15 protein-coding genes are annotated in these 21,481 nt (G+C 54.1%); 10 read left to right on the top strand and 5 right to left on the bottom strand.

Annotation, left to right across the window (positions count from 1 at the left end; all coding sequences use genetic code 11):
- Nucleotides 1-25: 25 nt before the first annotated feature.
- Entirely contained in the window at nt 26-517 is a 492-nt protein-coding gene (locus R70331_RS21470; RefSeq protein WP_042178921.1) for an LURP-one-related/scramblase family protein, read from the bottom strand.
- Nucleotides 514-1,422, bottom strand: a complete 909-nt coding sequence (locus R70331_RS21465) for an AraC family transcriptional regulator (protein ID WP_042178918.1) — start codon at nt 1,420-1,422, stop codon at nt 514-516. Before R70331_RS21465 ends, R70331_RS21470 begins: the two co-directional genes overlap by 4 nt.
- A 179-nt stretch (nt 1,423-1,601) precedes the next feature.
- Here R70331_RS21465 and R70331_RS21460 point away from each other — a divergent pair, with 179 nt between their 5' ends.
- From R70331_RS21460 to R70331_RS21440, 5 genes are all read left to right on the top strand, one after another.
- A complete protein-coding gene (locus R70331_RS21460; RefSeq protein WP_042178915.1) occupies nt 1,602-3,758 on the top strand; it encodes a glycoside hydrolase family 52 protein in 2,157 nt (718 codons plus the stop codon).
- A gap of 420 nt (nt 3,759-4,178) precedes the next feature.
- Entirely contained in the window at nt 4,179-6,347 is a 2,169-nt protein-coding gene (locus R70331_RS21455; RefSeq protein WP_042178913.1) for an alpha-glucuronidase family glycosyl hydrolase, read from the top strand.
- Nucleotides 6,348-6,359: 12 nt separating this feature from the next.
- Nucleotides 6,360-7,154 carry a Nif3-like dinuclear metal center hexameric protein gene (locus R70331_RS21450; RefSeq protein ID WP_042183013.1) on the top strand — a complete coding sequence of 265 codons (795 nt, stop codon included), beginning with the start codon at nt 6,360-6,362 and terminating at the stop codon, nt 7,152-7,154.
- A gap of 211 nt (nt 7,155-7,365) precedes the next feature.
- The gene (locus R70331_RS21445) at nt 7,366-8,961 is read left to right on the top strand and encodes an extracellular solute-binding protein (protein WP_042178911.1); all 1,596 of its coding nucleotides are present in this window, start codon (nt 7,366-7,368) and stop codon (nt 8,959-8,961) included.
- A gap of 54 nt (nt 8,962-9,015) precedes the next feature.
- Nucleotides 9,016-12,561: a glycoside hydrolase family 2 TIM barrel-domain containing protein gene (locus R70331_RS21440; protein ID WP_052419307.1), complete on the top strand. Its 3,546-nt coding sequence runs from the start codon at nt 9,016-9,018 to the stop codon at nt 12,559-12,561.
- A gap of 93 nt (nt 12,562-12,654) precedes the next feature.
- Here R70331_RS21440 and R70331_RS21435 read toward each other — a convergent pair whose 3' ends face one another.
- Both R70331_RS21435 and R70331_RS21430 read right to left on the bottom strand, forming a co-directional pair.
- On the bottom strand, nt 12,655-13,212 hold the full coding sequence (locus R70331_RS21435) for a hypothetical protein (RefSeq protein WP_042178909.1): 558 nt from the start codon (nt 13,210-13,212) through the stop codon (nt 12,655-12,657).
- 65 nt (nt 13,213-13,277) lie between these two features.
- Nucleotides 13,278-13,931, bottom strand: coding sequence for a GntR family transcriptional regulator (locus tag R70331_RS21430; protein ID WP_042178906.1), 654 nt, complete (start codon nt 13,929-13,931; stop codon nt 13,278-13,280).
- 392 nt (nt 13,932-14,323) lie between these two features.
- Between R70331_RS21430 and uxuA the strand changes: the two genes are divergently transcribed.
- The 5 genes from uxuA (at nt 14,324) to R70331_RS21405 (ending at nt 20,180) form a co-directional block, all read left to right on the top strand.
- Nucleotides 14,324-15,400 carry a mannonate dehydratase gene (uxuA, locus tag R70331_RS21425; protein ID WP_042178904.1) on the top strand — a complete coding sequence of 359 codons (1,077 nt, stop codon included), beginning with the start codon at nt 14,324-14,326 and terminating at the stop codon, nt 15,398-15,400.
- Nucleotide 15,401: 1 nt separating this feature from the next.
- The gene (locus tag R70331_RS21420) at nt 15,402-17,012 is read left to right on the top strand and encodes a mannitol dehydrogenase family protein (protein WP_042178902.1); all 1,611 of its coding nucleotides are present in this window, start codon (nt 15,402-15,404) and stop codon (nt 17,010-17,012) included.
- Nucleotides 17,013-17,030: 18 nt separating this feature from the next.
- Nucleotides 17,031-18,437 carry a glucuronate isomerase gene (gene uxaC, locus R70331_RS21415; RefSeq protein WP_042178899.1) on the top strand — a complete coding sequence of 469 codons (1,407 nt, stop codon included), beginning with the start codon at nt 17,031-17,033 and terminating at the stop codon, nt 18,435-18,437.
- A 158-nt stretch (nt 18,438-18,595) separates the two neighbouring features.
- Entirely contained in the window at nt 18,596-18,886 is a 291-nt protein-coding gene (locus R70331_RS21410; RefSeq protein WP_042178896.1) for a MazG nucleotide pyrophosphohydrolase domain-containing protein, read from the top strand.
- Between the two features lie 43 nt (nt 18,887-18,929).
- Nucleotides 18,930-20,180, top strand: coding sequence for a GAF domain-containing sensor histidine kinase (locus tag R70331_RS21405; RefSeq protein WP_042178894.1), 1,251 nt, complete (start codon nt 18,930-18,932; stop codon nt 20,178-20,180).
- 276 nt (nt 20,181-20,456) lie between these two features.
- Here the strand turns inward: R70331_RS21405 and R70331_RS21400 are convergent, their stop codons facing one another.
- The gene (locus tag R70331_RS21400) at nt 20,457-21,407 is read right to left on the bottom strand and encodes a class I SAM-dependent methyltransferase (protein ID WP_042178891.1); all 951 of its coding nucleotides are present in this window, start codon (nt 21,405-21,407) and stop codon (nt 20,457-20,459) included.
- Nucleotides 21,408-21,481: the final 74 nt, after the last annotated feature.

Below are 21,481 nucleotides of genomic sequence, written 5' to 3'. Positions count from 1 at the left end.
AGGTGTTTTTTTGTTAGAGATGGAATCACTGGGAAGAGCCAGCCGCCGCATCATCAGCCTTCACACAATCAATCGCCACCACAATCGCTATCATAATGGCCTCCATCTGCTCATTCAAGATGTGAATCCTGTAGCTGTCGCCCCAGGTGAACCACTCCTTGTTGACCTCACCAATGACTGAATCGTGCTGCAGGACCTCGAAGTCCATGTCCCACCAGTTGCCGCGGACCTCGATGCCGGCCGAATCAATGGCATAGCGTGCTTTTAGAAAAGAAAATTCCTTCTTGATTGTCAGCACTTCCCGGCCGTTCACCTCGACAAAAAACTTCGGCAGAAAGCTGAACACCTTTTTCGTAATCAGTGCGACTTCTTCTCTTCGGGTATTCATAATGGAGAATGTTTTTGGGATCTGCATAAAGCTGCCCTCTACAAAATACACATCCTGCTCCTGCTGGTTCTTTACAGTGAATTTGCCGCTAAGGCTAAATACCTTCTGCTTCATATACAGCTGTCTCATAATGAACCTCCTTCGCGGTATTCGCGCGGTGATTTGCCGTGCCAGCGCTTGAACTGGCGGCTGAAATGGGCGATATCCCGGTAGCCGAGAATTGCGGAGATGTGGCTGACAGGCAGACGGAGATCGTCCAGCAGCACCTTGGCCTCATGCAGCATCTGCTGGGACAGGAACTCTCTCGGGGATAGGCCGAACACCTGGCGGAACACCCGGTAGCAGTGCGAGGAGCTGATGCCAAGCTCAGCTGCGATGTCATCGACACCAAGCGTCCTGTCTTCCTGGATATCCTGCTTGAACTGCTGGTAGACAAGACCCTGCAGACGGCTGCGGATCTGATGGGCAAGCTCGACCTTTTCATAGCTGGCGGACGAATGCAGATTGGCCTCAACGGAGAAGGCTTCCCACAGCTGGCCGAACAGGTCAAACACGGCAGACTGCAGCCTCATCCGCTGGGACATTGTAATGTCACCCTGTATCTGATGGGAAATGTCCACAAGTCTGGTGAGCGAGGGCGTTAACTTATGGGCAATCGTGCTGTCAGCCGGAAAGAGTACATGATGCAGCCGGCTTAAGAGCGAAATCAGAATTTTATCGTCGATATCAAAATGGATACAAAAATACGTGAACGGCCGTCCGTTGCCGCTCTGGCTGGAATGCGAGTCGCCCGGTCTCAGCAGGACCAGATCCCCGGCACGCTGCGTATAGCTTCGGCTGTTCACAATGATCCGCTGCTCTCCGTCCAGCACATAGTTGAACTCGTACTGCGGGTGGGCATGAATTGGATAACTCCATGCACCGCCTACCGTCCGCAGATGCATGCCGAACAGGTTCAGCGTTGTTTTGACGTCAGGAATAATGATTTCACTAATATTCTGACTGAGTTCTGGCGGCAGAAAGGCCGAAGCCATAGGCGGTTCCTCCTTGCTGTTCAGGTTCACTGTCTATTTCCAGTATATCGAAGTTCGGCTTGATTTGGGTAAAAATCTGCCTGATTTGGCAATGTTCCCGGCATAGAGCCCCGTGATAGGATGAGAATAGGCAATCTATCAACTGCCAAACTCGCATGCTGCATCAGGGAGGAGCTATTATGACAAAGTCTAATCCATTCTATAATGTCCAGCATTCGCCTATCGGGGCATTTGCAAGCTTTACACTCGGCTTTAAAGGTAAAAACGGGGGGCTCGGGCTGGAGCTGGGCAAGCCGGCTGACCAGAATATGTACATCGGATTTCAGTCTGCGGACGGTGAAAGCTATGAGGTGCTGCCTTTTTTTGAGCAGGCGGCAGATGCCGGAGCCAGATATGATATAGAAAAAGCGGATGAGACCGCTAAGATTAAATTGAAAGCGTTTCAAGATGAGGCAATCAGCCGGACGCTGGGAACAGCGAGCGATACGTGGCAGGCTGGGGACCTGACTTTCAAGGTGTACTCTCCCGTCCGGTCGGTACCTGATCCGTCCACGGCTGATGATGAATCGCTGAAGGCAGCGCTGCTGCCGGCGGTTTTTGCTGAGCTTACGCTCGATAACACCCGGGGAACTATTGCCCGCAGAGGCTTTTTTGGCTACGAAGGCAGCGATCCTTACAGCTCCATGCGCAGGCTGGGCGATACGAGCGGAGGCGCTTTTCAGGGGATCGGACAAGGCCGGCTGACGGCGGTTGCCTGTGCAGAGGAAGGCGTGCAGTCGGCGCTCGGATTTACCATGGAAAAGATTCTGGAAGCCAAGCTTGAGCATAATCTGTCCTTTGGTCTGGGCGGCACGGGTGCGGTACTGATGGAGGTTCCGGCGGGCGAAAAGCGGACGTACCGGCTTGCGGTTTGCTTTTACCGCGGCGGTCTGGTGACTACAGGAATTGATGCCGGCTATGCGTATACCCGCTTTTTCCGGAATATTGAGGAGGTGGCCGGTTATGCACTGGAGCATTTCGCTGAGCTGACGGCTGCCTGTGCGGACGCTGATGCCTGGATTCACTCGGCCGGGCTCAGCGCAGACCAGACTTTTATGCTGTCGCATGCGATTCACAGCTATTACGGCAGCACGCAGCTGCTGCATGACGGGGAGAAGTATCTATGGATTGTCAACGAAGGCGAATACCGGATGATGAATACGCTGGATCTGACGGCGGATCAGCTGTTTTTTGAGCTGGTGATGAATCCCTGGACGGTGCGTAATGAGCTGGAATTATTCGTGGACCGTTACAGCTATGAGGATAAGGTTGTGTTCCCGGGCGAAACCAGGGAGTATCCGGGCGGCATCAGCTTCACCCACGATGTCGGGGTAGCCAATGTGTTCTCACGTCCGCAGTATTCCGCCTATGAGCTGGCGGGGCTGGATGACTGCTTTTCTTATATGAGTCATGAGGAGCTGGTGAACTGGCTGGTCTCGGCGCTCGTCTATATTGAACAGACCGGGGACCGTGATTTCACGGATAACATGCTGCCTGTGCTCCGGGCCTGCTTCGAGAGCATGCTGAACCGTGACCACCCGGTTAAGGAGCGGCGTAACGGCCTGATGGGCCTGGACAGCAACCGGACGCAGGGCGGTGCCGAGATTACCACCTACGACAGTCTGGACACCTCGCTGGGACAGTCGCGCAATAACATTTATATGGCGGGCAAATGCTGGGCAGCGTATGTGGCGCTGGAGAAGTTTTTCGGGCAGGAGGGGCTGGTGGAGCTGGCAGCGGAGGCTGGCCTGCAGGCGGAGAAATGCGCCGCTTCCATTGCGGCAGAGCTGAACAGCGAAGGGTACATTCCGGCTGTCATTCACGAAAACAACGATTCGCGCATCATTCCGGCGATTGAAGGGCTGATCTTCCCGCTCTTCACCGGATGTCAGGAAGCGCTTGATCCGGCCGGCCGGTTTGCCGGGTACCTCAGTGCGCTGAACACGCATCTGCAGACCGTACTGGTTCCGGGCGTCTGCCTGTTCGCTGACGGAGGCTGGAAGCTGTCCTCCACCAGCAACAACTCCTGGCTCAGCAAAATCTATCTCTCTCAGTTTATCGCCAGAGAGATCCTGCATCTGCCTTGGGAGGAGAGCGGCCGCGCGGCGGATGCCGCCCACGTGAGCTGGCTGCTCCATCCCGAGCTGTCCTACTGGTGCTGGAGTGACCAGATTCTGGCCGGCCTGATCGGCGGCAGCAAATATTACCCGCGCGGCGTTACAGCCATCCTCTGGCTGCTTGAAGGTACGGGCAGCCGGTCGCTGACGGAACTGGCCCGGCAGGCCGGTGTTAAATAGCTGATTATGCAACTAAGAGCAGGGAGGCTCTATAACTGCAGTTTGTGCAACTAAAAGCAGGAGAAATCCGCGTTTGGACGAAATAGCTGCATTTGGTACAGCTAAACAGGCTGAAATCGTGCTAAACGGGCTTAGTCGGCCGATATAGGTGTACGGAGTACACTTAAAGCGGTTCGGTAAGCAAAAATGGCCGAAATAGCTGTACAGAGTGCAGCTAAAGTCAGTTGTAGCGGAAAGCGCACCTATTGAAACCATGTCAGGTTCATGCAAGAGTACTGAGCAACTAGCTGTGGGATTGAAGTGTGAGGCGTATGCGCAGAGCGGACAGGTTGAGTGAGTATATCAAGTGTGTAGAAGCAAGTGTGGAAATAAAATGTGTTAAGTAACAATAATCAGGAACAAGCAGGAGGAGATATCCGGATGAATGAGGCGGGCGGAATTAACAATCTGTTGCAGGATCATGGCTACAATGCCTGGCTGAGCTACCCTGAGCTGCCGCAGGGTAAGCTTCAGGAGCAATATGTGAAATGGTGCGGAGCGGTGAGCGTTACGGAGACAGATGACACCGTTCAGGCTGCGCTTGCGGAATGGCGGAGAGGCCTTGCCTCGATGCTGGGCATTGAGGTGCAGGTGCAGCAAGCGGCTCCTGAGACTAAATCAGGGAGCGATTCAAAGAATGCTGCTGCGGCAAATATCGCAGCCAATGCCCCGGAGCGTTCTGCCGGAACCGACACAGAACCGCTCGTTGCCTTCGGCACCTTCGGGGGCGGCAACACGCTGATTAGCAGCGTGTTTGCAGAGGCCGACATCCGCAGGGTCGGCCGCGAAGGCTTCGCCATCCGTACCAGTGCAGAACATAACTGCATTACGGTTGGCGCCTCCACACCGGCTGGTGTGCTGTACGGAGTGTTCCATCTGCTGCGGCTCATGGGCACGCTGCAGCCAATCGAGGCACTCGATGAAGCAGTCAACCCGGTCAACGGCCTGCGGATGATTAACCACTGGGATAATTTTGACGGCAGCGTGGAGCGGGGCTATGCCGGCAGGTCCTTTTTATATGACAATAACCGGTTTATCGGAGATATGGAGCGGGTTCGCGATTATGCACGCCTGATGTCCTCCGCAGGTATCAATGCCATTGCAATCAACAATGTAAATGTGCATGCGCTGGAAACGCTGTTCATCTCGGAGTACTTGCCGCAGGTGGCCGAAATCGCGGACCAGTTCAGAGTATACGGTATCCGGCTGTTCCTGAGCGTGAATTTTGCCGGTCCTATGCAGGAAGGCGGTGCGGGTACTGCCGATCCGCTCGATCCGGGCGTGCGCACATGGTGGCAGAACAAGGCGGCTGAAGTTTATCAGGCAATCCCGGATTTCGGCGGCTTTGTGGTCAAGGCGGATTCGGAGAACCGTCCAGGCCCGTTCACCTATGGACGCGACCATGCTGACGGGGCCAACATGCTGGCTGAAGCGCTGGAGCCGTTCGGCGGCATCGTCATCTGGCGCTGCTTCGTGTACAACTGCAAGCAGGACTGGCGGGACCGCAGGACAGACCGGGCAAGAGCTGCCTACGATCATTTCAAGCCGCTTGACGGCAGATTTAAGGACAATGTCATCCTGCAGATCAAAAACGGGCCGATGGATTTCCAGGTCAGAGAACCGGTCTCCCCGCTGTTCGGGGCAATGGAGCAGACCAATCAGATTATTGAATTCCAGATCGCCCAGGAATATACCGGCCAGCAGCGCCATGTCTGCTACCTGGTTCCCCAGTGGAAAGAAGTACTGGAGTTCCAGACCCTAGCCAAAGGGGAGGCTTCTCCGGTGAAGCGTATCGTGGACGGTTCGCTGTGGGGCAACCGGCACAGCGGGATTGCCGCGGTGTCCAACACCGGCAATGACATTAACTGGACCGGCCATCTGCTGGCCCAGGCCAATCTGTATGGCTACGGCCGTCTGGCCTGGAATCCCGGGCTCAGCGCTGAAGCCATCGCCGCTGAATGGATTGCCCTGACCTTCGGCAGCAATCAGGAGGTGGCGGATGTGATCAGCGGGATTTTGCTGGATTCATTAGAAATCTATGAATCTTATACCGCGCCGCTCGGTGTGGGCTGGATGATCAATCCGGAGCATCACTACGGGCCGAATGTGGACGGTTATGAATATTCTCAGTGGGGCACCTATCATTACGCCGACAACCGCGGGATCGGGGTCGACCGGACGGTGAAGACGGGAACCGGGTACAGCGCCCAGTACATCGACAGCAATGCAGCCCGCTATGAGTCGCTTGAGGAATGCCCGGATGAGCTGCTGCTGTTCTTCCACCATGTGCCGTACACCCATGTGCTCCATTCCGGCAAAACCGTAATCCAGCACATTTACGATACGCATTTTGAAGGAGCGCAGCGGGCAGAAGGGCTGTTATCCTCCTGGCAGACCTTGAAGGATAAGGTAAGAGAGGATCTGTATGTACAGGTGGAACAGCGTCTTACAGGCCAAGCCGCGCATGCGAAGGAATGGCGTGACCAGATCAACACGTATTTTTACCGGAAAAGCGGTATAGAAGATCAGTTGTCACGTACCATCTACTAAATGGATATGAACATGATGATTACCTTCAGTACGGTTATTGACTGGCTTACGGACGGAATCCCCGTGCCGGAGCAGACGGTAGACAGGCTGGAAACAGGAATACCGGAGACGGAGGTGCGGGGAATTGTCACCGCATTTACCGCTTCGCAATATGTGATAGAACAGGCGGCTGCTCTGGGAGCCAACCTTGTTATATCCCATGAAGGCATCTATTACAGCCATCACGACCAGCGGGATTGGCTTGGACAGGACCCTGTTTACCGGCAGAAGTCAGCGCTAATTGCCGGAACGGAGACAGGCATCTACCGTTTCCATGACTATATACACCGCTATACGCCGGACGGTATTACCGAAGGGCTAATTGCTGAACTGGGCTGGCTGGAGTATGTGGAGGAGCACCGTCCGGCGGTGTCCGTTCTTACTCTTCCGCCCGCACCGCTCAGGGAAATCGCGGAGTATGTGAAGCGCAAGCTGCAGATATCCTATGTGCGCGCAGCAGGGGATTTATCGGGCTCCTGCAGCCGAATAGGCATCCTGGCCGGCTACCGGGGCGGCGGCCAGCTGGTGATTCCCCTCTACGGGGAAGAGGGGCTTGACCTGATTATTGCCGGTGAAGGCCCGGAATGGGAGACACCGGAATATGTGAGGGATGCGCTGCAGCAGGGACGCAGCAAGGCTTTGATCATGCTTGGGCATGCCGAAAGTGAGGCCCCGGGCATGAAGCAGCTGGCAGAGCGGCTGGCCGCACAGTTTCCGGCGGTGCCGGTGCGCTACATCCCGGAACGTCCGGTGTTTGAAGTGATTTAACGCCGGAACCTCCTTGCAGCCAAGGAGGTTTTTGGTTTTGCCCGCATGTCCTGGCAGCGGGACAATGCAGGCTTTTTTATGATAATGACAATCCATTTACCATATTGAACATTGCTGCGGGCGCTGGTTATAGCTTACATTGAGAGTGCATGAAATCGTATGATGTTGCACTAGAACGGTCACCGGACCCAAATTTACAGTGGAGGTCATCATGTTGATCAAAAGTGGGAGAGATGGAAGAGCCAGAGGTTCAGCCGTTTTTTTGCTGGGGGTTATCCTGCTCGCCGGCGGCTGCGGAGGCTTAAGTAATGAAAGCGCTTTGAATACGCCCCCGGGTAACCCGTCTGCGGAAACCGGTTTGCCCTATCCGGTGGCAGGTGATATTACGCTTACGTTTATGAATGAGCAGCTGGGAGGCACACCGGAGCGTCTGCCGATAGATGAAGAGTATGAAGCCCGGACCGGAATCCGGATCAGGCAGCTGGGGGGCACGCCGATGGGTGACCAGAAATTCAGCCTGCTGCTGGCGTCAGGGGAACTGCCGGATATTTTTCTGAATACGTGGCTGCAGTATCCGGGCGGTCCGGATAAAGCGGTGGAGCAGGGCTACATTCTCAAGCTCAATGACCTGATTGACCAATATGCGCCCAATCTGAAACGGACGCTCGAGGCCCACCCGGAGATTGATAAAATGATCAAAACCGACGCCGGCACCTACTACGCCTTTCCGTTCATACGCTCAGAGAACGGGCGGGTGTACGGCGGACCTATTATCCGCCAGGACTGGCTGGATGAACTGGGCCAGGACGTGCCTGAGACAATGGAGGAGTGGCATACGGTGCTGACCGCTTTTAAAGACAAGAAACAGGCTGCCGCCCCGCTGACGCTCCGGACGTTGTTCCTGGGTGAGCGGACCGGCGGATTTGCCGGGGCCTTCGGGGTGATGGGCAACTTTTACGTCAATGACGGTAAGGTGGTCTACGGGTATCTTGAGCCGGGGTATAAGGAGTATCTGAAGACGATGGCCCAGTGGTATAAGGAGGGCTTGATCGACAAGGATTTTGCCTCCATTGATGCCGCGACTGTGGATAAAAAGATGACCTCGGGCGAAAGCGGGGCGACCATCGGCTGGCAATTTTACATTGAGAGCTACAATTCGGCAGCGCAGGCTGCCGGGAAACAGGCTGATTTTGCAGCCGCCCCGTATCCTGCAGCCGCCAAGGGGGAAACGCCGGAGTTCGGCCAGCTCGACAATGCCTATGCGGGAACCTACTCTGCGGCAATTTCGGCTGATACGGAGCATGTGGAGGCGGCTATGCGCTGGCTTGACTATGCGTTTACCGGGGAGGGGAGTATGCTGAACGCCTTCGGAATAGAAGGTATTACATACACTCTGGAGGATGGTAAGCCGGTGTACACGGACTTTGTGGCGAATAACCCGGATGGTATTTCCAGTGATAAGGTGATGCTCAAGTACTCGCACAGCACGAACTTTCCAATGATTCAGCAGGATAATCATCTGCCGGTGAAGTTTGCCCAGACCACTGCGGCCCTCGACATCTGGAAGAATACGAACCACGAGCGCCATCTGCTCCCTCCGGTTACGCCGACAGGCGAGGAATCCGACGAGCTGGGCAGCATTATGAACGACATCAATACCCTGGTGAAGGAGGCGGAGCTCAAAATCATCCTCGGCACCGAACCGGTGGATCACTACGACAAATCTGTGCAGCAGATGCGGGACATGGGGATTGAGCGGGCGCTGGATATTCAGCAGGCAGCCTATGAGCGGTATCTGAAGCGCTGAATTTTGGCCTGAAGGAAGCTGACGGAGAGAATGGATACAGGAGGAGAACATATGATGAACACTTCACGCAAAATAAACGGGGGCTGGCAGTTCAGCAAGCAGCCACTAGGTTCAAGGCTGTCAAATGTAATAGCGGAAGCCGACTGGATGCCGGTTACCCTGCCGCATGACTGGCTGATCTACGATACGAATGCGCTCTATGAGAACGGGGAGGGCTGGTACAGCAAGACGCTAACTCTGGATACAATACCGCCGGAGCGCTGCTGGTCTCTGCGGTTTGAAGGCGTATACATGGATTCTACACTCTATGTAAACGGACAGGAGGCAGGGGAGTGGAAATATGGGTATTCCACCTTTGAGTTTGACATTACGCCTTATCTGCAGGAAGGCGATAACAGCATTGTTATGCGGGTCGTCCATGAATCGCCGGGCTCCCGCTGGTACTCCGGTGCAGGCATTTACCGCTCAGTGTGGCTGCGTGAATATCCGCTGAGTCATATTGCTGCTGACGGCATCTACATTGCTGCACGGCCGGGGGACGCCGGAGACTGGACCGTGGATGTGGACACAGAGCTGGTGCTTGGCGACACTGCCGTCCGGACGCTGGATAATGAGCAGAGCTTTGCGGCTGACGGGGAAAAGGTGGCATATGGGCTTCGTCATACGGTGCTGGACGGCGACGGTAATGCAGTGGCCCAGGAGGAGTTCGCAGTGCTGGTGGCGGACGGCAGCAGAACCGTGCATGCCCACTGCCGGCTGACAGTGGAACAGCCTGCGCTCTGGGATATTGCCAGTCCGAGCCTGTACTGGCTAAAGACAGAGCTGCTGGCCGGCGGGACTACTGTCCAGGTGGAACGTGAGCGGTTCGGCTTCAGGACAGTGGAGCTTGACAGTGACAAGGGATTTTTCCTCAACGGCCGCTCTTTTAAGCTGAACGGGGTGTGCCAGCACCATGATCTTGGGGCGCTGGGGGCAGCAGTTAATATGGCAGCGCTGCGCCGGCAGATTGTGCTGCTGCAGGAGATGGGCGTGAATGCCATCCGCACCGCCCATAACATGCCTGCAGTTGAGCTGATGGAGCTGGCCGATGAGCTGGGCGTGCTGATCGTTTCGGAGGCGTTTGACATGTGGGAGCGCAGCAAGACGCCTTACGACTACGCCCGTTTTTTCCCGGAATGGTGGAGAAGGGATATTGCCAGCTGGGTCCGGCGCGACCGGAACCGTCCGAGCCTGATCATGTGGAGCATCGGCAACGAAATCTATGATACCCATGCCGGCGAGCGGGGCCAGGAGGTTACCCGGATGCTGCAGGATGAGGTGCTGCTGCATGACCCGCGCGGCAACGGTTCTGTAACGATCGGCTCGAACTATATGCCGTGGGAGAATGCACAGATATGTGCAGACATCGTCAAGGTTGCCGGGTATAACTACGGCGAGAAATATTATGATGCACATCATGCGGAGCATCCGGACTGGATTATCTACGGCAGTGAGACCTGCTCGACGGTGCAGAGCCGGGGTATCTATCATTTTCCGCAGGACCAGCCCGTGCTTGCCGACGATGATCAGCAATGTTCGGCACTTGGCAACAGCTCAACCAGCTGGGGAGCGAAGAATACAGAAACCTGCATCACCGGTGACCGGGACGCCAAGTATTCCCTGGGACAGTTCCTGTGGACCGGCTTTGACTATATCGGGGAGCCGACCCCGTATCATACCAAGAACTCTTACTTCGGGCAGCTGGACACCGCCGGGTTCCCGAAGGATTCTTATTATATTTATCAGGCGGAATGGACGGATTACCGCATTTCCCCGATGATTCATATCTTCCCGTATTGGGATTTCTCAGAAGGGCAGCTGATTGATGTGCGTGTCTGCTCCAATGCGCCGCGGATTGAGCTGTTCCTGGATGACGTGTCGCAGGGGACCTATGATATTGACCATGAACACGGCCTGCAGCTGGTAGAGAACTGGAAGCTGCCGTACAGGGCAGGGGTTCTCCGGGCCGATGCCTATGATGATCAGGGTCAGGTAATAGCCTCGGAGCAGCGTGCTTCCTTCGGCGATGCCGCCTCCCTTGTGCTTGCAGCAGACAAGCAGGAGCTTGCTGCTGACGGGCAGGATCTGATCTTCGTCACGGTTACTGCTGCAGATGCAGCGGGTCTGCCGGTCGAGAACGCCAATAACCGGGTGCAGCTCAGCATTGAAGGACCGGGACGGCTGGTCGGCCTGGATAACGGGGACAGCACCGATTACGATGCCTACAAAGGCACAAGCCGCAGGATGTTCAGCGGCAAGCTGCTGGCGATTATTGCCGGAACACTGGACCCGGGGGCAATTACGCTGCGCGCGGAGTCGGCAGGCATTGCCGGTGCAGAGATTGTGCTGCAGTCTGTGGCGGCTGCTGCGGGAGCGGAAGAGCAGGTGCTCTATGCGGATTGTCCGCTGGAAGCCGGACGGGGAGCCGATCTGGAAGCGGGTTCTGCCAGCAGCGGGGTCTTGCCTGAGGTGCCGGTGCGGAAGCTGGAGATCCTCTGCCCTGAAGGTACGCTGCTGACCCCGGAAAGGGCCGGCCTGCCTCTGCGGGTGAAGCTGCACCCAGAGAACGCAACCTATCAAGATGTGGAGTGGCGCATCACCAATGCAGCCGGGGTGGATTCCAATATCGGCTCTCTTGAGGTGAACGGGCATGAAGTGCTGATCACTGCGCTAGGCGACGGCGATGTCTTTGTGCGTTGCGGAGTGCGGAACGGCGCAGACAGCATCCGGCTCTACTCGCAGATGGAGATTAAGCTGAGTGGCTTCGGGCAGGCGTATCTGAATCCGTATGCGTTTGTCTCCGCAGCCTATCACAGCAGTGCCAGCTACAATCTGACCAACGGCAATGAACGCGGCGTAGCGACGGCGCGTGAAGGGGAGAGCCTGATTTGCTTCGAGCGGATCGACTTCGGCAGTTACGGTGCTGATGAAATGACACTGCCTATATTCGCACTGGACAGTGAGGAATATCAGATAGGGATCTGGGAGGGCATTCCCGGCCAGTCCGGTGCAGTGCTGCTGGATACCGTGCTCTACCAGAAGCCGTCACAATGGAATGAATACCAGGAGGAGAGCTACAGGCTGCCTAAGCGGTTGAGCGGAATTGTGACATTATCCTTCGCTCTGCAGAAGAAGATTCACCTTAAGGGCTTCCAGTTCGCCCGCCGGCACAAAGCCTTCGCCAGTCTCGGCGCTTTGGAGAACAGCCGGATATACGGCGATACGTTCTCTGTCACGGAGAATGCGGTTGAGGGAATCGGCAACAATGTGTCCCTGATCTATGAGGATATGGATTTTGGTGAGCGCGGAGCAGTCCGGCTGCAGATCTGCGGGCGTTCCCAGCTTGCGAACAATACGGTCCATCTGCTGTTCAGCAGCCCGGACGGCGACTCGAAGCAGCTTGTTGAATTCCGGGGATCGGACAGCTATACGGTGCAGGAATTTATGCTTGAGCCAGTGTACGGTGCACAGACTGTGACATTCCTGTTCCTGCCGGGCAGTAATTTTGACCTGCAGTGGTTCCGGTTTTTGCCGGGTGGCGGGGATGGAAGCGGAGAGTAAGGCAACGGGCATTAGGCGAAATTGAAACAGCGGCTGCCATGGACGGGGGAAATGACGTCCCGGGCGGCCGCTGTTTATTATTGGATACGAACCTTATATGTAATCCACTTCTTCTCGATCATCTGTGCGCTCGTATCTGATCCAGCTCATCGCTTCGATCCCGAGTAACTCCTTGAACTGCTCTACAGTAGCGAACTCCTCTTCATCAAACGCAAGATTGCCGGCCAGGAGTTCTTCAATGGATTGTATCTGCTCTTCCTTCAGTCCGAATACTCTAAAAGCCTCGGGACGAGGATTTTGATTCAGGTATCCATCAAAAATGGAGGAGTCTACATCCTCATATTCCTCCATTAATTCTTTAAACTCATAGTCTATTAACTCATACATCACCTGAAGATTCGAAACAACCTCCCCCTTATGGAAGAGTTCAAACCCCCAGCCATGATCCTCCAAATGGGTAAAGTACAAGATCGGACAATGCTCTGATAATGTCTTGAGCTGCTGTGATGCCGCAAACTCCCCGTCTTCTGATGTAAAGAACGCAATCCATTCCTCGCTCAGCTTAAGAGTGGGTGTGCCTGCAGGCAGGTTCCCGATCAGCTTTGTTTTGTCAACTGCTCTAATAATATTGCCGTATGTAAATTCACTCATTAATTGCACCTCTTTTTCTCATCATTCAACCAACATGTTCCCTGAAGGGATCATTCATTGCCGCTCTAGCCCCGGATATAATCCGCAAAATTCTCCTGCAGATAGAGGGAATTGATATCCTCCCGCAGGTGGTGGTGGATCAGCGCCTCCAGCTTGCCGGTTTCACGCCGGGTCATGTATTCAAGGATGCGCTGGTGCTCGTCCCAGATTTCCTCCAGCTTTTCTTTTCTCAGCATGTGCAGTCTGCGGTAGCGGACGTAGTGTACATTGGACTGCTGAATCAGATTCCACAGGTATTCCCGTCCGGCCAGCCGGAACAAGGCGGCGTGGAACGCATCGTCCAGATTAAGGAACGGCTCGGTAGCCGCATCTTCAAGGATAACGGCCTTTTGCCGGTCCAGAATGTCCTTCAGCTCATGCACGCCCTTCAGCGCAAGATGCTCCGAGAGATATTTGATAATCTCCTTCTCCAGCACACTCCGCAGAAAAATAATCTGCTCCACCGATTCCAGATCAATATAGGAAACAAGATTCCCCTTCTTCGGGTAGATATCAATATAAGCTTCAAGGCTGAGCTGCTTCAGCACGTCACGCAGCGGAGTCCGTGAAATCTGGAACCGTTCGGACAGAACTGTCTCACTGAGGATAGCGCCCGGCTTCAGAGTCAGGGTGAGAATTTCCTGCTTTAGTGTTTTCATGATTTCTTCTTTGATTGACATGGCTACTTTTGCTCCATTGTTATATTTTAATGTCTAGTATACATCATGCTAAAGGTTTAAAAAAGAACACAATCAGGAACCTTGTGATAAAAACCTCAATTAACACTGTTGTAAGGGTATACATGAGCGTTTCTAATTGGCTATTGACAACTTTATAAAGTTTAAATTATGATCAAGTCAAACTTGTATACAAGATGAGATTGTACCTCAGGCCCGCTGGATGGGGTTGCGCTTCAGATCCGCTGAATTCGATTGTTCCTCAGGCCTGCTAGGCGTTTGTGTCCGGTCGTGCCAGCTGCTTTGTTGCACTGGATTCCCGCGTATATCACTCTATAAGCCTGATTGGGCACAATGGTGTCATTCGCTTTTAACATTATAAGGAGGGTTTATTTATGAACATGACATGGAGATGGTACGGCGAAGGGAACGACAATGTTACTCTCGATCATATCCGGCAAATTCCGGGGGTAATGGGCATTGTCTGGTCGCTGCATCATAAGGTGGCTGGTGAAGTGTGGGAGATGGAAGAAATCCAGAAGGTTGCGGATCAGATTACAGCCAAGGGCTTCAGCACTGCAGTAGTTGAGAGTGTTAACGTCCATGATGATGTCAAGATCGGTCTGCCATCCCGTGATAAATACATTGACATTTACATTGATACGATCCGCAAGCTGGCAAAAGTCGGCGTAAAGGTGATTTGTTACAACTTCATGCCGGTGTTCGACTGGACACGTACGGAGCTGTACAAGGAGCTGCCGGACGGATCGAACGCCCTCTTTTATGAAAAGGCTGCCATTACCGATAATCCGCGCGATATGGTTGACCGCATCCTCAAAGGCGCAGGGGAATTCACGATGCCGGGCTGGGAGCCGGAGCGTCTGGCTAAGCTCGATGACCTGTTCGCGGCTTATGCCGATGTGACGGAAGATAAACTGTTTGAGAATCTGGTGTATTTCCTGGAGCGCATTATGCCGGTATGTGAAGAGGTGGATATCAAAATGGCTATTCACCCTGACGATCCGGCCTGGCCGATCTTTGGACTGCCGCGTATTATCCGCAGCCGCGACTCCATCCGCCGGATGCTGGATGCTGTAGACAGCCCCTACAATGGACTGACGTTCTGCACAGGCTCGCTCGGCACGAATCCTGAGAATGATCTGCCGGCGATGATCCGCGAGTTCCATGACCGGATTTATTTTGCCCACATCCGTAACGTTAAGGTATTCGACAATGGGGACTTTATCGAAGTGTCCCACCGCGGCCGAGATGGCAGTGTCGATGTAGCTGAAGTGGTTAAGGCCTACCATGAGAGCGGATTTACCGGCTATGTCCGTCCGGACCACGGCCGCCACTTGTGGGGAGAAGAGAAGAACTGCCGTCCGGGCTATGGTCTCTACGACAGAGCGATGGGTATTATGTACCTGCTTGGCGTATGGGATAGCCTGGAGAATGTAAAGGGGGCGAAGTAACATGCTGCGCCTGACCCGATCCAGTATCCGGAATGAAGCGGCCTCCTGGGAAGCCGCCGGTGTCGAGCTTCCCAAGTTCGACTATGACACAGTAGCGAAGAATACACTGGAGAAGCCGGAATGGGTGCATTTCGGCGCAGGCAACATCTTCCGCGGATTCGTGGCAAATGCCCATCAGAAGCTGCTCGACAGCGGGGCGGCGGACACGGGGATCATTGCAGCGGAGACGTTTGATTTTGAGATGATCGACAAGGTCTACAAGCCGTATGACAATCTGACTCTGCTGGTGCTGATGAATGCGCGCGGCGACTTCCAGAAAAAAGTGGTCAGCAGCATCGCGGAAGGCATCACTGCCGACAAAACCCGTGAAGCCGACGACCAGAGGCTGACTGAAATCTTTGAGAACCCGAGCCTGCAGATGGCCAGCTTCACGATTACCGAGAAGGGCTATTCCCTGACCGGGCCGAACGGCCAATATCTCGGCATTGTAGAGAAGGATATCGCCGGCGGGCCGGAGCAGCCGATTCATGCGATGAGCATCGTGGCTGCCCTTGCATACAAGCGTTATCTGAAGGGCGCGTACCCGATGACTTTTGTCAGTATGGATAACTGCTCGCATAACGGCGATAAGCTGAAGAACGGGATCGTTACAATTGCCAAGGAATGGGCGGCAAAAGGCTCGGTGGAAGCGGGCTTCGTGGACTACCTGCTGAATGAGCAGCTGATTACCTTCCCGCTGTCGATGATCGATAAAATCACACCGCGCCCGTCCGAAACCGTCCAGGCTGCTCTGCTGGAGCAGGGGATCGGCGAGATGGATGTTATTGTTACCTCCAAGAATACCTATACTGCACCGTTTGTTAATGCCGAGATCAGTGAATATCTGGTTATTGAGGACAAATTCACGAACGGCCGTCCGGCGCTGGAGCAGGCAGGGGTTATTTTCACCGACCGGGATACAGTCAATAATATTGAAACGATGAAGGTTACCACCTGCCTTAATCCGCTGCATACGGCACTTGCCGTATCCGGCTGTCTGCTCGGCTACACCCTGATCGCTGATGAGATGAAGGACGAGACGCTGCGCAAGCTGGTTGAGATTATCGGCTACAAGGAAGGGCTGCCGGTCGTTGTTGATCCGGGCATTATCAGCCCGAAGCAGTTCCTGGATGAGGTGCTGAAAGAGCGCTTCGCCAATCCTTTCATTCCCGATGCGCCGCAGCGGATCGCGACAGATACCTCGCAGAAGGTGGGCATCCGCTTCGGAGAAACAATCAAGTCCTATGTCCGCAGGGAGGATCTGGACCCGGCTGACCTGACTGCTATTCCGCTGGCTATTGCGGTATGGTGCCGTTATCTGCTGGCTGTGGATGATAAAGGCGAAGCTTTTACGCTCAGTCCTGACCCGCTGCTTGAAGCTCTGCAGAGCCATCTGCAGGGTGTGAAGCTGGGCGACACCAGCTCTAATGTGCGTGCTATTCTCGAAGATGAGCAGCTGTTCGGCGTGAAGCTGTATGACATCGGCCTTGGCGGCAAGATTGAAGGCATGTTCTACGAGCTGCTGGCCGGACCGGGAGCTGTAAGAAGCACACTTGAGAAATACGTGAATTAAAGGCGGGGAGCATACGTAATGAAGGGATTAATCCAGGAGGATTTTCTGCTGCAGTCTGAGGAAGCGTGGATATTGTATCACGAGTATGCCAAGGCTCTGCCGGTCATTGACTATCACTGTCACCTTGATCCGCAGGCCATAGCAGAGAATAAACGCTTCAGCAGCATCACCGATGTCTGGCTGGGCGGGGATCACTATAAATGGCGCGCGCTGAGAACCTTCGGCGTGGAGGAGAATTATATCACCGGCCCGGCTTCAGATGAAGAGAAGTTCGCCAAGTGGAGCGAGGTACTGCCCTATACAATCGGCAACCCGCTGTACCACTGGTCTGCGCTGGAGCTGAAGCGCTACTTCGGTATCGAAGAGCAGCTGAATCCGCAGAACTGGCGGGAGATCTATGACCACTGCAACAAGCTTATTGCGACAGACGGCTTCACGGCCCGGGGATTGATCACAAGCTCTAACGTGAAATGGATCTGTACGACCGATGATCCGGCGGATGACCTCAAGCACCATGCTGAATTAGCCGCGCAAAAAGAGTTCAAAACCGGCGTCACGCCAACCTTTCGTCCGGATAAGGCCATGTTAATCGGGGCTGAGACGTTCCCGGCCTATCTGGCCAGCCTGGAGCAGGCGGCAGGGTACGGGATTACCAGTTATGCCTTGATGGAACGCGCCCTGCTGGAGCGGATCGGATACTTCGGCAAGCACGGCTGCATGATCTCGGATCACGGCTTCACCGATTTGCCGTTTGAGGAGGCATCCTCCTCTCAGCTTGAAGCGATCTTCAGCAAACGGCTCGGCGGACAAAGTCTCAGCAAGCTGGAATGTGACCAGTATGCAACGGCCTTGTTCCTGGCAATGGGCCGGGGGTATGCAGCGCACGGCTGGACGATGCAGCTGCATATCGGAGCGCTCCGCAACCCGAATACCCGGATGTTCCGGAAGCTCGGGCCGGACACGGGCTTTGATATCATCGGCGACCACAGCTATGCCGAGCGTCTATACAAGCTGCTGGACGGGCTTGACCGGACAGGTGAGCTGCCGAAGACGATTGTGTATAATTTGAACGGCGCGCAGAACGATGTGCTGGCGGCAATGATCGGCGCTTTTCAGGGCGAAGGGATCAAGGGCAAGGTCCAGTTCGGCTCCGGCTGGTGGTACAACGACCAGAAGGACGGCATGATCAAGCAGCTGACCTCACTGTCTAATCTGGGTCTCTTGAGCTGCTTTGTCGGGATGCTGACCGATTCCCGTTCCTTCCTGTCCTATACCCGCCATGAATACTTCCGCCGGATTCTCTGCAACCTGATCGGCGGCTGGGTGGCCAGCGGCGAAGCGCCGCGCGACCTGCCTTTCCTGGGCGGCATCGTGCAGGACATCTGCTATAATAATGCTGAGCGTTATTTTGGATTGGCTGAGTGAGTCTGCATTTTTCCGGACTCGCGGCCACAGCCGCAGCAGAAAAATGAATAGTAAGTTTTCACGCAGGGCCCGCTTTTTCGGGTACTGCGTTTTTTTTCATGTATAATGAAATGAGATTTGTAGAATAGAGAGAAGAAAATGGGCGGGGAGCGGAAGAAATGGATGCAGCAGCGTTTCAGCAGTATGTCAGAAAGTTTAGTGAAATGAAGGGCTTTGATACGAGCACTATCGAGCAGCGGATGCTGTATCTGATGACGGAGGTCGGTGAACTGTCCAAAGAGGTGCTGTCCGTCTCCTTTCATCCGGATGCCGAACGTAAAGCCAATCTGGGCTATGAGATGTATGATGTGGTTTGGAATATTTTTGATCTGGCGAACAAGCTGGATATTGATCTGGAACAGGCTTTCCGGGAGAAACGGGAGATCAACGACCACAGGAACTGGGATTAATTGAATCCTATTTTATATAACTAATGAAAGGACGGGCAGATTGATGTTGAAAACAGATTACATCGATGTGTTGTCGGTTATTTCCGGCAAATTATACACGTCAGCGGCAAATGTGATGGATACTGCAAGCAGGCTTATCCCGGCCAATACATTTTGTATTGCCAATCTGGACAGCCTCTCGACTAAAGTGCTCAAGTCCTTTAACCGGGATAAAATCATGCTGGTCGAGGGGCTGGTGGTAGACAATGAGGAGTCGTATTGTGCTCTTGTCACCGAACATGCACAGGGACCGCTTGTAATAGACAATAACTTGACCCATCCGCTGACCAAGGATATGGATGCGACCGAGTTCGTCGGCGGATGCTCTTTCATCGGAGTGCCGATCCGTAACGAAAAAGGGGAGTTTTACGGTTCGTTGTGCTCGTTTGACCATGGATTCTATCAGTATCAGGAGCGGGATGTGGAGCTGCTGGTGTCGTTGTCGGCCTTTTTCACCAACCTGCTGGAAATGGAAACGGCACTTAATCAGTTACGGACTGCAGAGGAGAAGACTGAACGGGTCCTTGAGGACAAAAAAAATCTGCTCGCCGTGCTGAGTCATGAAATCCGCACCCCGATGAACGGGGTAATCGGCATGACCAGCCTGCTGAAGACAACCGAGCTGACCGAGGAACAGACGCTTTACATCGATGTCATTGAGAAGAGCAGTAACAATCTGCTGACGATGATGGATCAGATTCTTGATTATTCCAGAATGGAAGCCGGGACGATGAAGCTGGAGCTTAGCCCGTTTAATATCCGGGATGTCATTACTCATGTCCTGCAATTGTTCGCAGCCGATGCGGAGAAGAAGGGGATCAGGCTGCATGCGGTATACGACAGCACGGAAAGTCCGCTGCTGCTGGGTGACAGCCCCAAGCTGTCCCAGATTGTAACGAACCTGGTGAGCAATGCGCTGAAATTCACCGAACAGGGCGAGGTCAGACTCACTGTTCTGGATGCAAGCCTTCACCCGGAGAATGTCACTTTGTCCATTGAAGTGAAGGATACAGGAATCGGACTGCCTCCTGACCAGCAGGATATACTGTTCCGCTCCTTTTCACAGATTCATGAGCATCGTTCTCCGGGTAAATACGGCGGAGCGGGGCTCGGACTCTCCATCTGCAGACAGCTGGCCGAGCTTATGGGCGGTAAAGTGTGGCTGAAGGAGACCAGTGGCAAAGGGTGTACCTTTGCCTTTGCTATTCCATTTGCGCCCGCAGCGGCGCAGAACCTCTCAAGTAAAATATCCTGAGACAGAAATGGCGTTTTAAATGCCGGTTAACGGGTAAATTTGAATTGTGAATTGCTTTCCTGCATCAGTAGCTGCTGACAATCTGGACAATAACACCGGTTATGCGGGGAGCCTCACAAATCCCGCCCTTGTCAGCCGAAAGAGAGAGCAGCGCCTTGCGCAGGCAATGTCGTCGGAGGACAGGTCAAGCGGAGCAAGGGCGGCATGCCGGCATCAGCCGGCGTGCCGTTTCTATTTGCGCAGTTATACGCCGGCGGCTAAACCTGTATGTAAGGTTCAGAGATTTCCCGCCGGTTTCCGTCTGAACAGGTACACTGCATTGTCGCCCGACGGAGGCAGAATGAGTGCGGATAAGCGTTCGTTCAGCTCCATGCTGAATGGTCCGGGATTGTGGTAAGCCTCGAAGTCACCGGTTGTCTGCGGGTTCCGGGTTCCAATCACAATATAGAGCTGTACGGAATCCGTCTTGAACACATGTCTTTCATAGGGATTTCTGGGAACAGGCCAGGAGCACATCACGACCTCAGGGTTGTATTTGGCCAGTGCTGTCTTAGCATCTGCCTTCTCTACAAACGCAGGGTAATCAATGTAATGCTTCCAGCTGTAATCATCGGTGGCTGTGCAGTTCGTGCCGGCTTCATTCATGAAGCGTGTTAGCGTTCCGTCGCCCGCTGCAATCTCCAGGCATTTGTGTCCACCTGTAAGCACTGCCAGCTCCTTAATCAGCTCTTTGGAGTAGAAACAGTAAATCCCCTTTTTGCCCACGAGCGGCATCAGAATCTTCTTGTCCTTAATGAGCCTCCAGAAAAAGCGGAACAAGGGAAGGGATACCGGCTTACGCTCAAATCCTTTACGGAACAGCAGCTTCTGCAGGATCGTTCCGTCCCAGCGGTTAAAGCGGACATTGCCTCCAGAGTTTGCGGATACGGCAACATTCAGCTGCTCCAGCAGGTGGATGGCAAACCGGGCTTTAATAATATTCGGCAGAAAAGCATTCACGGTGACTTCATTCATCCCGCTTTTGCTGATTTTGGCATTGGCAGTTTTGGCGCTGGCGGTATAACGGTCGATGACGGCCTGTATGACATTAGCCCCGGCATTATTTTTAATCTCACCCAGCTCGCGGAGCACCTCTTCCTTATACTCCGGATATTGCTGCAGCAAGGTCTGTACAGTGATCTCATTTGCCAATATTTTTTTGGCGGTTTCATTCGTGAACTTCCTCATTTTTTATACTCCAGTGCTTCGTTTTTTCTTCATTATAAATAAAAAAAGAAGCCGGTCCAAGACCGGCTTCCTGT

Origin of the sequence: Paenibacillus sp. FSL R7-0331 (genome assembly GCF_000758645.1) — a bacterium.
Taxonomy (GTDB): domain Bacteria; phylum Bacillota; class Bacilli; order Paenibacillales; family Paenibacillaceae; genus Paenibacillus_AQ; species Paenibacillus_AQ camerounensis.
The sequence above is the reverse complement of the archived record's forward strand: the minus strand, read 5'-3'. Positions and strand labels throughout refer to the sequence as shown.

Excerpts from the sequence above, each read along its gene's own strand:
- R70331_RS21470 (WP_042178921.1), bottom strand. The coding sequence starts at position 517 with ATGAGACAGCTGTATATGAAGCAGAAGGTATTTAGCCTTAGCGGCAAA.
- R70331_RS21465 (WP_042178918.1), bottom strand. The coding sequence starts at position 1,422 with ATGGCTTCGGCCTTTCTGCCGCCAGAACTCAGTCAGAATATTAGTGAA.
- R70331_RS21460 (WP_042178915.1), top strand. The coding sequence starts at position 1,602 with ATGACAAAGTCTAATCCATTCTATAATGTCCAGCATTCGCCTATCGGG.
- R70331_RS21455 (WP_042178913.1), top strand. The coding sequence starts at position 4,179 with ATGAATGAGGCGGGCGGAATTAACAATCTGTTGCAGGATCATGGCTAC.
- R70331_RS21450 (WP_042183013.1), top strand. The coding sequence starts at position 6,360 with ATGATGATTACCTTCAGTACGGTTATTGACTGGCTTACGGACGGAATC.
- R70331_RS21445 (WP_042178911.1), top strand. The coding sequence starts at position 7,366 with ATGTTGATCAAAAGTGGGAGAGATGGAAGAGCCAGAGGTTCAGCCGTT.
- R70331_RS21440 (WP_052419307.1), top strand. The coding sequence starts at position 9,016 with ATGAACACTTCACGCAAAATAAACGGGGGCTGGCAGTTCAGCAAGCAG.
- R70331_RS21435 (WP_042178909.1), bottom strand. The coding sequence starts at position 13,212 with ATGAGTGAATTTACATACGGCAATATTATTAGAGCAGTTGACAAAACA.
- R70331_RS21430 (WP_042178906.1), bottom strand. The coding sequence starts at position 13,931 with ATGTCAATCAAAGAAGAAATCATGAAAACACTAAAGCAGGAAATTCTC.
- uxuA (WP_042178904.1), top strand. The coding sequence starts at position 14,324 with ATGAACATGACATGGAGATGGTACGGCGAAGGGAACGACAATGTTACT.
- R70331_RS21420 (WP_042178902.1), top strand. The coding sequence starts at position 15,402 with ATGCTGCGCCTGACCCGATCCAGTATCCGGAATGAAGCGGCCTCCTGG.
- uxaC (WP_042178899.1), top strand. The coding sequence starts at position 17,031 with ATGAAGGGATTAATCCAGGAGGATTTTCTGCTGCAGTCTGAGGAAGCG.
- R70331_RS21410 (WP_042178896.1), top strand. The coding sequence starts at position 18,596 with ATGGATGCAGCAGCGTTTCAGCAGTATGTCAGAAAGTTTAGTGAAATG.
- R70331_RS21405 (WP_042178894.1), top strand. The coding sequence starts at position 18,930 with ATGTTGAAAACAGATTACATCGATGTGTTGTCGGTTATTTCCGGCAAA.
- R70331_RS21400 (WP_042178891.1), bottom strand. The coding sequence starts at position 21,407 with ATGAGGAAGTTCACGAATGAAACCGCCAAAAAAATATTGGCAAATGAG.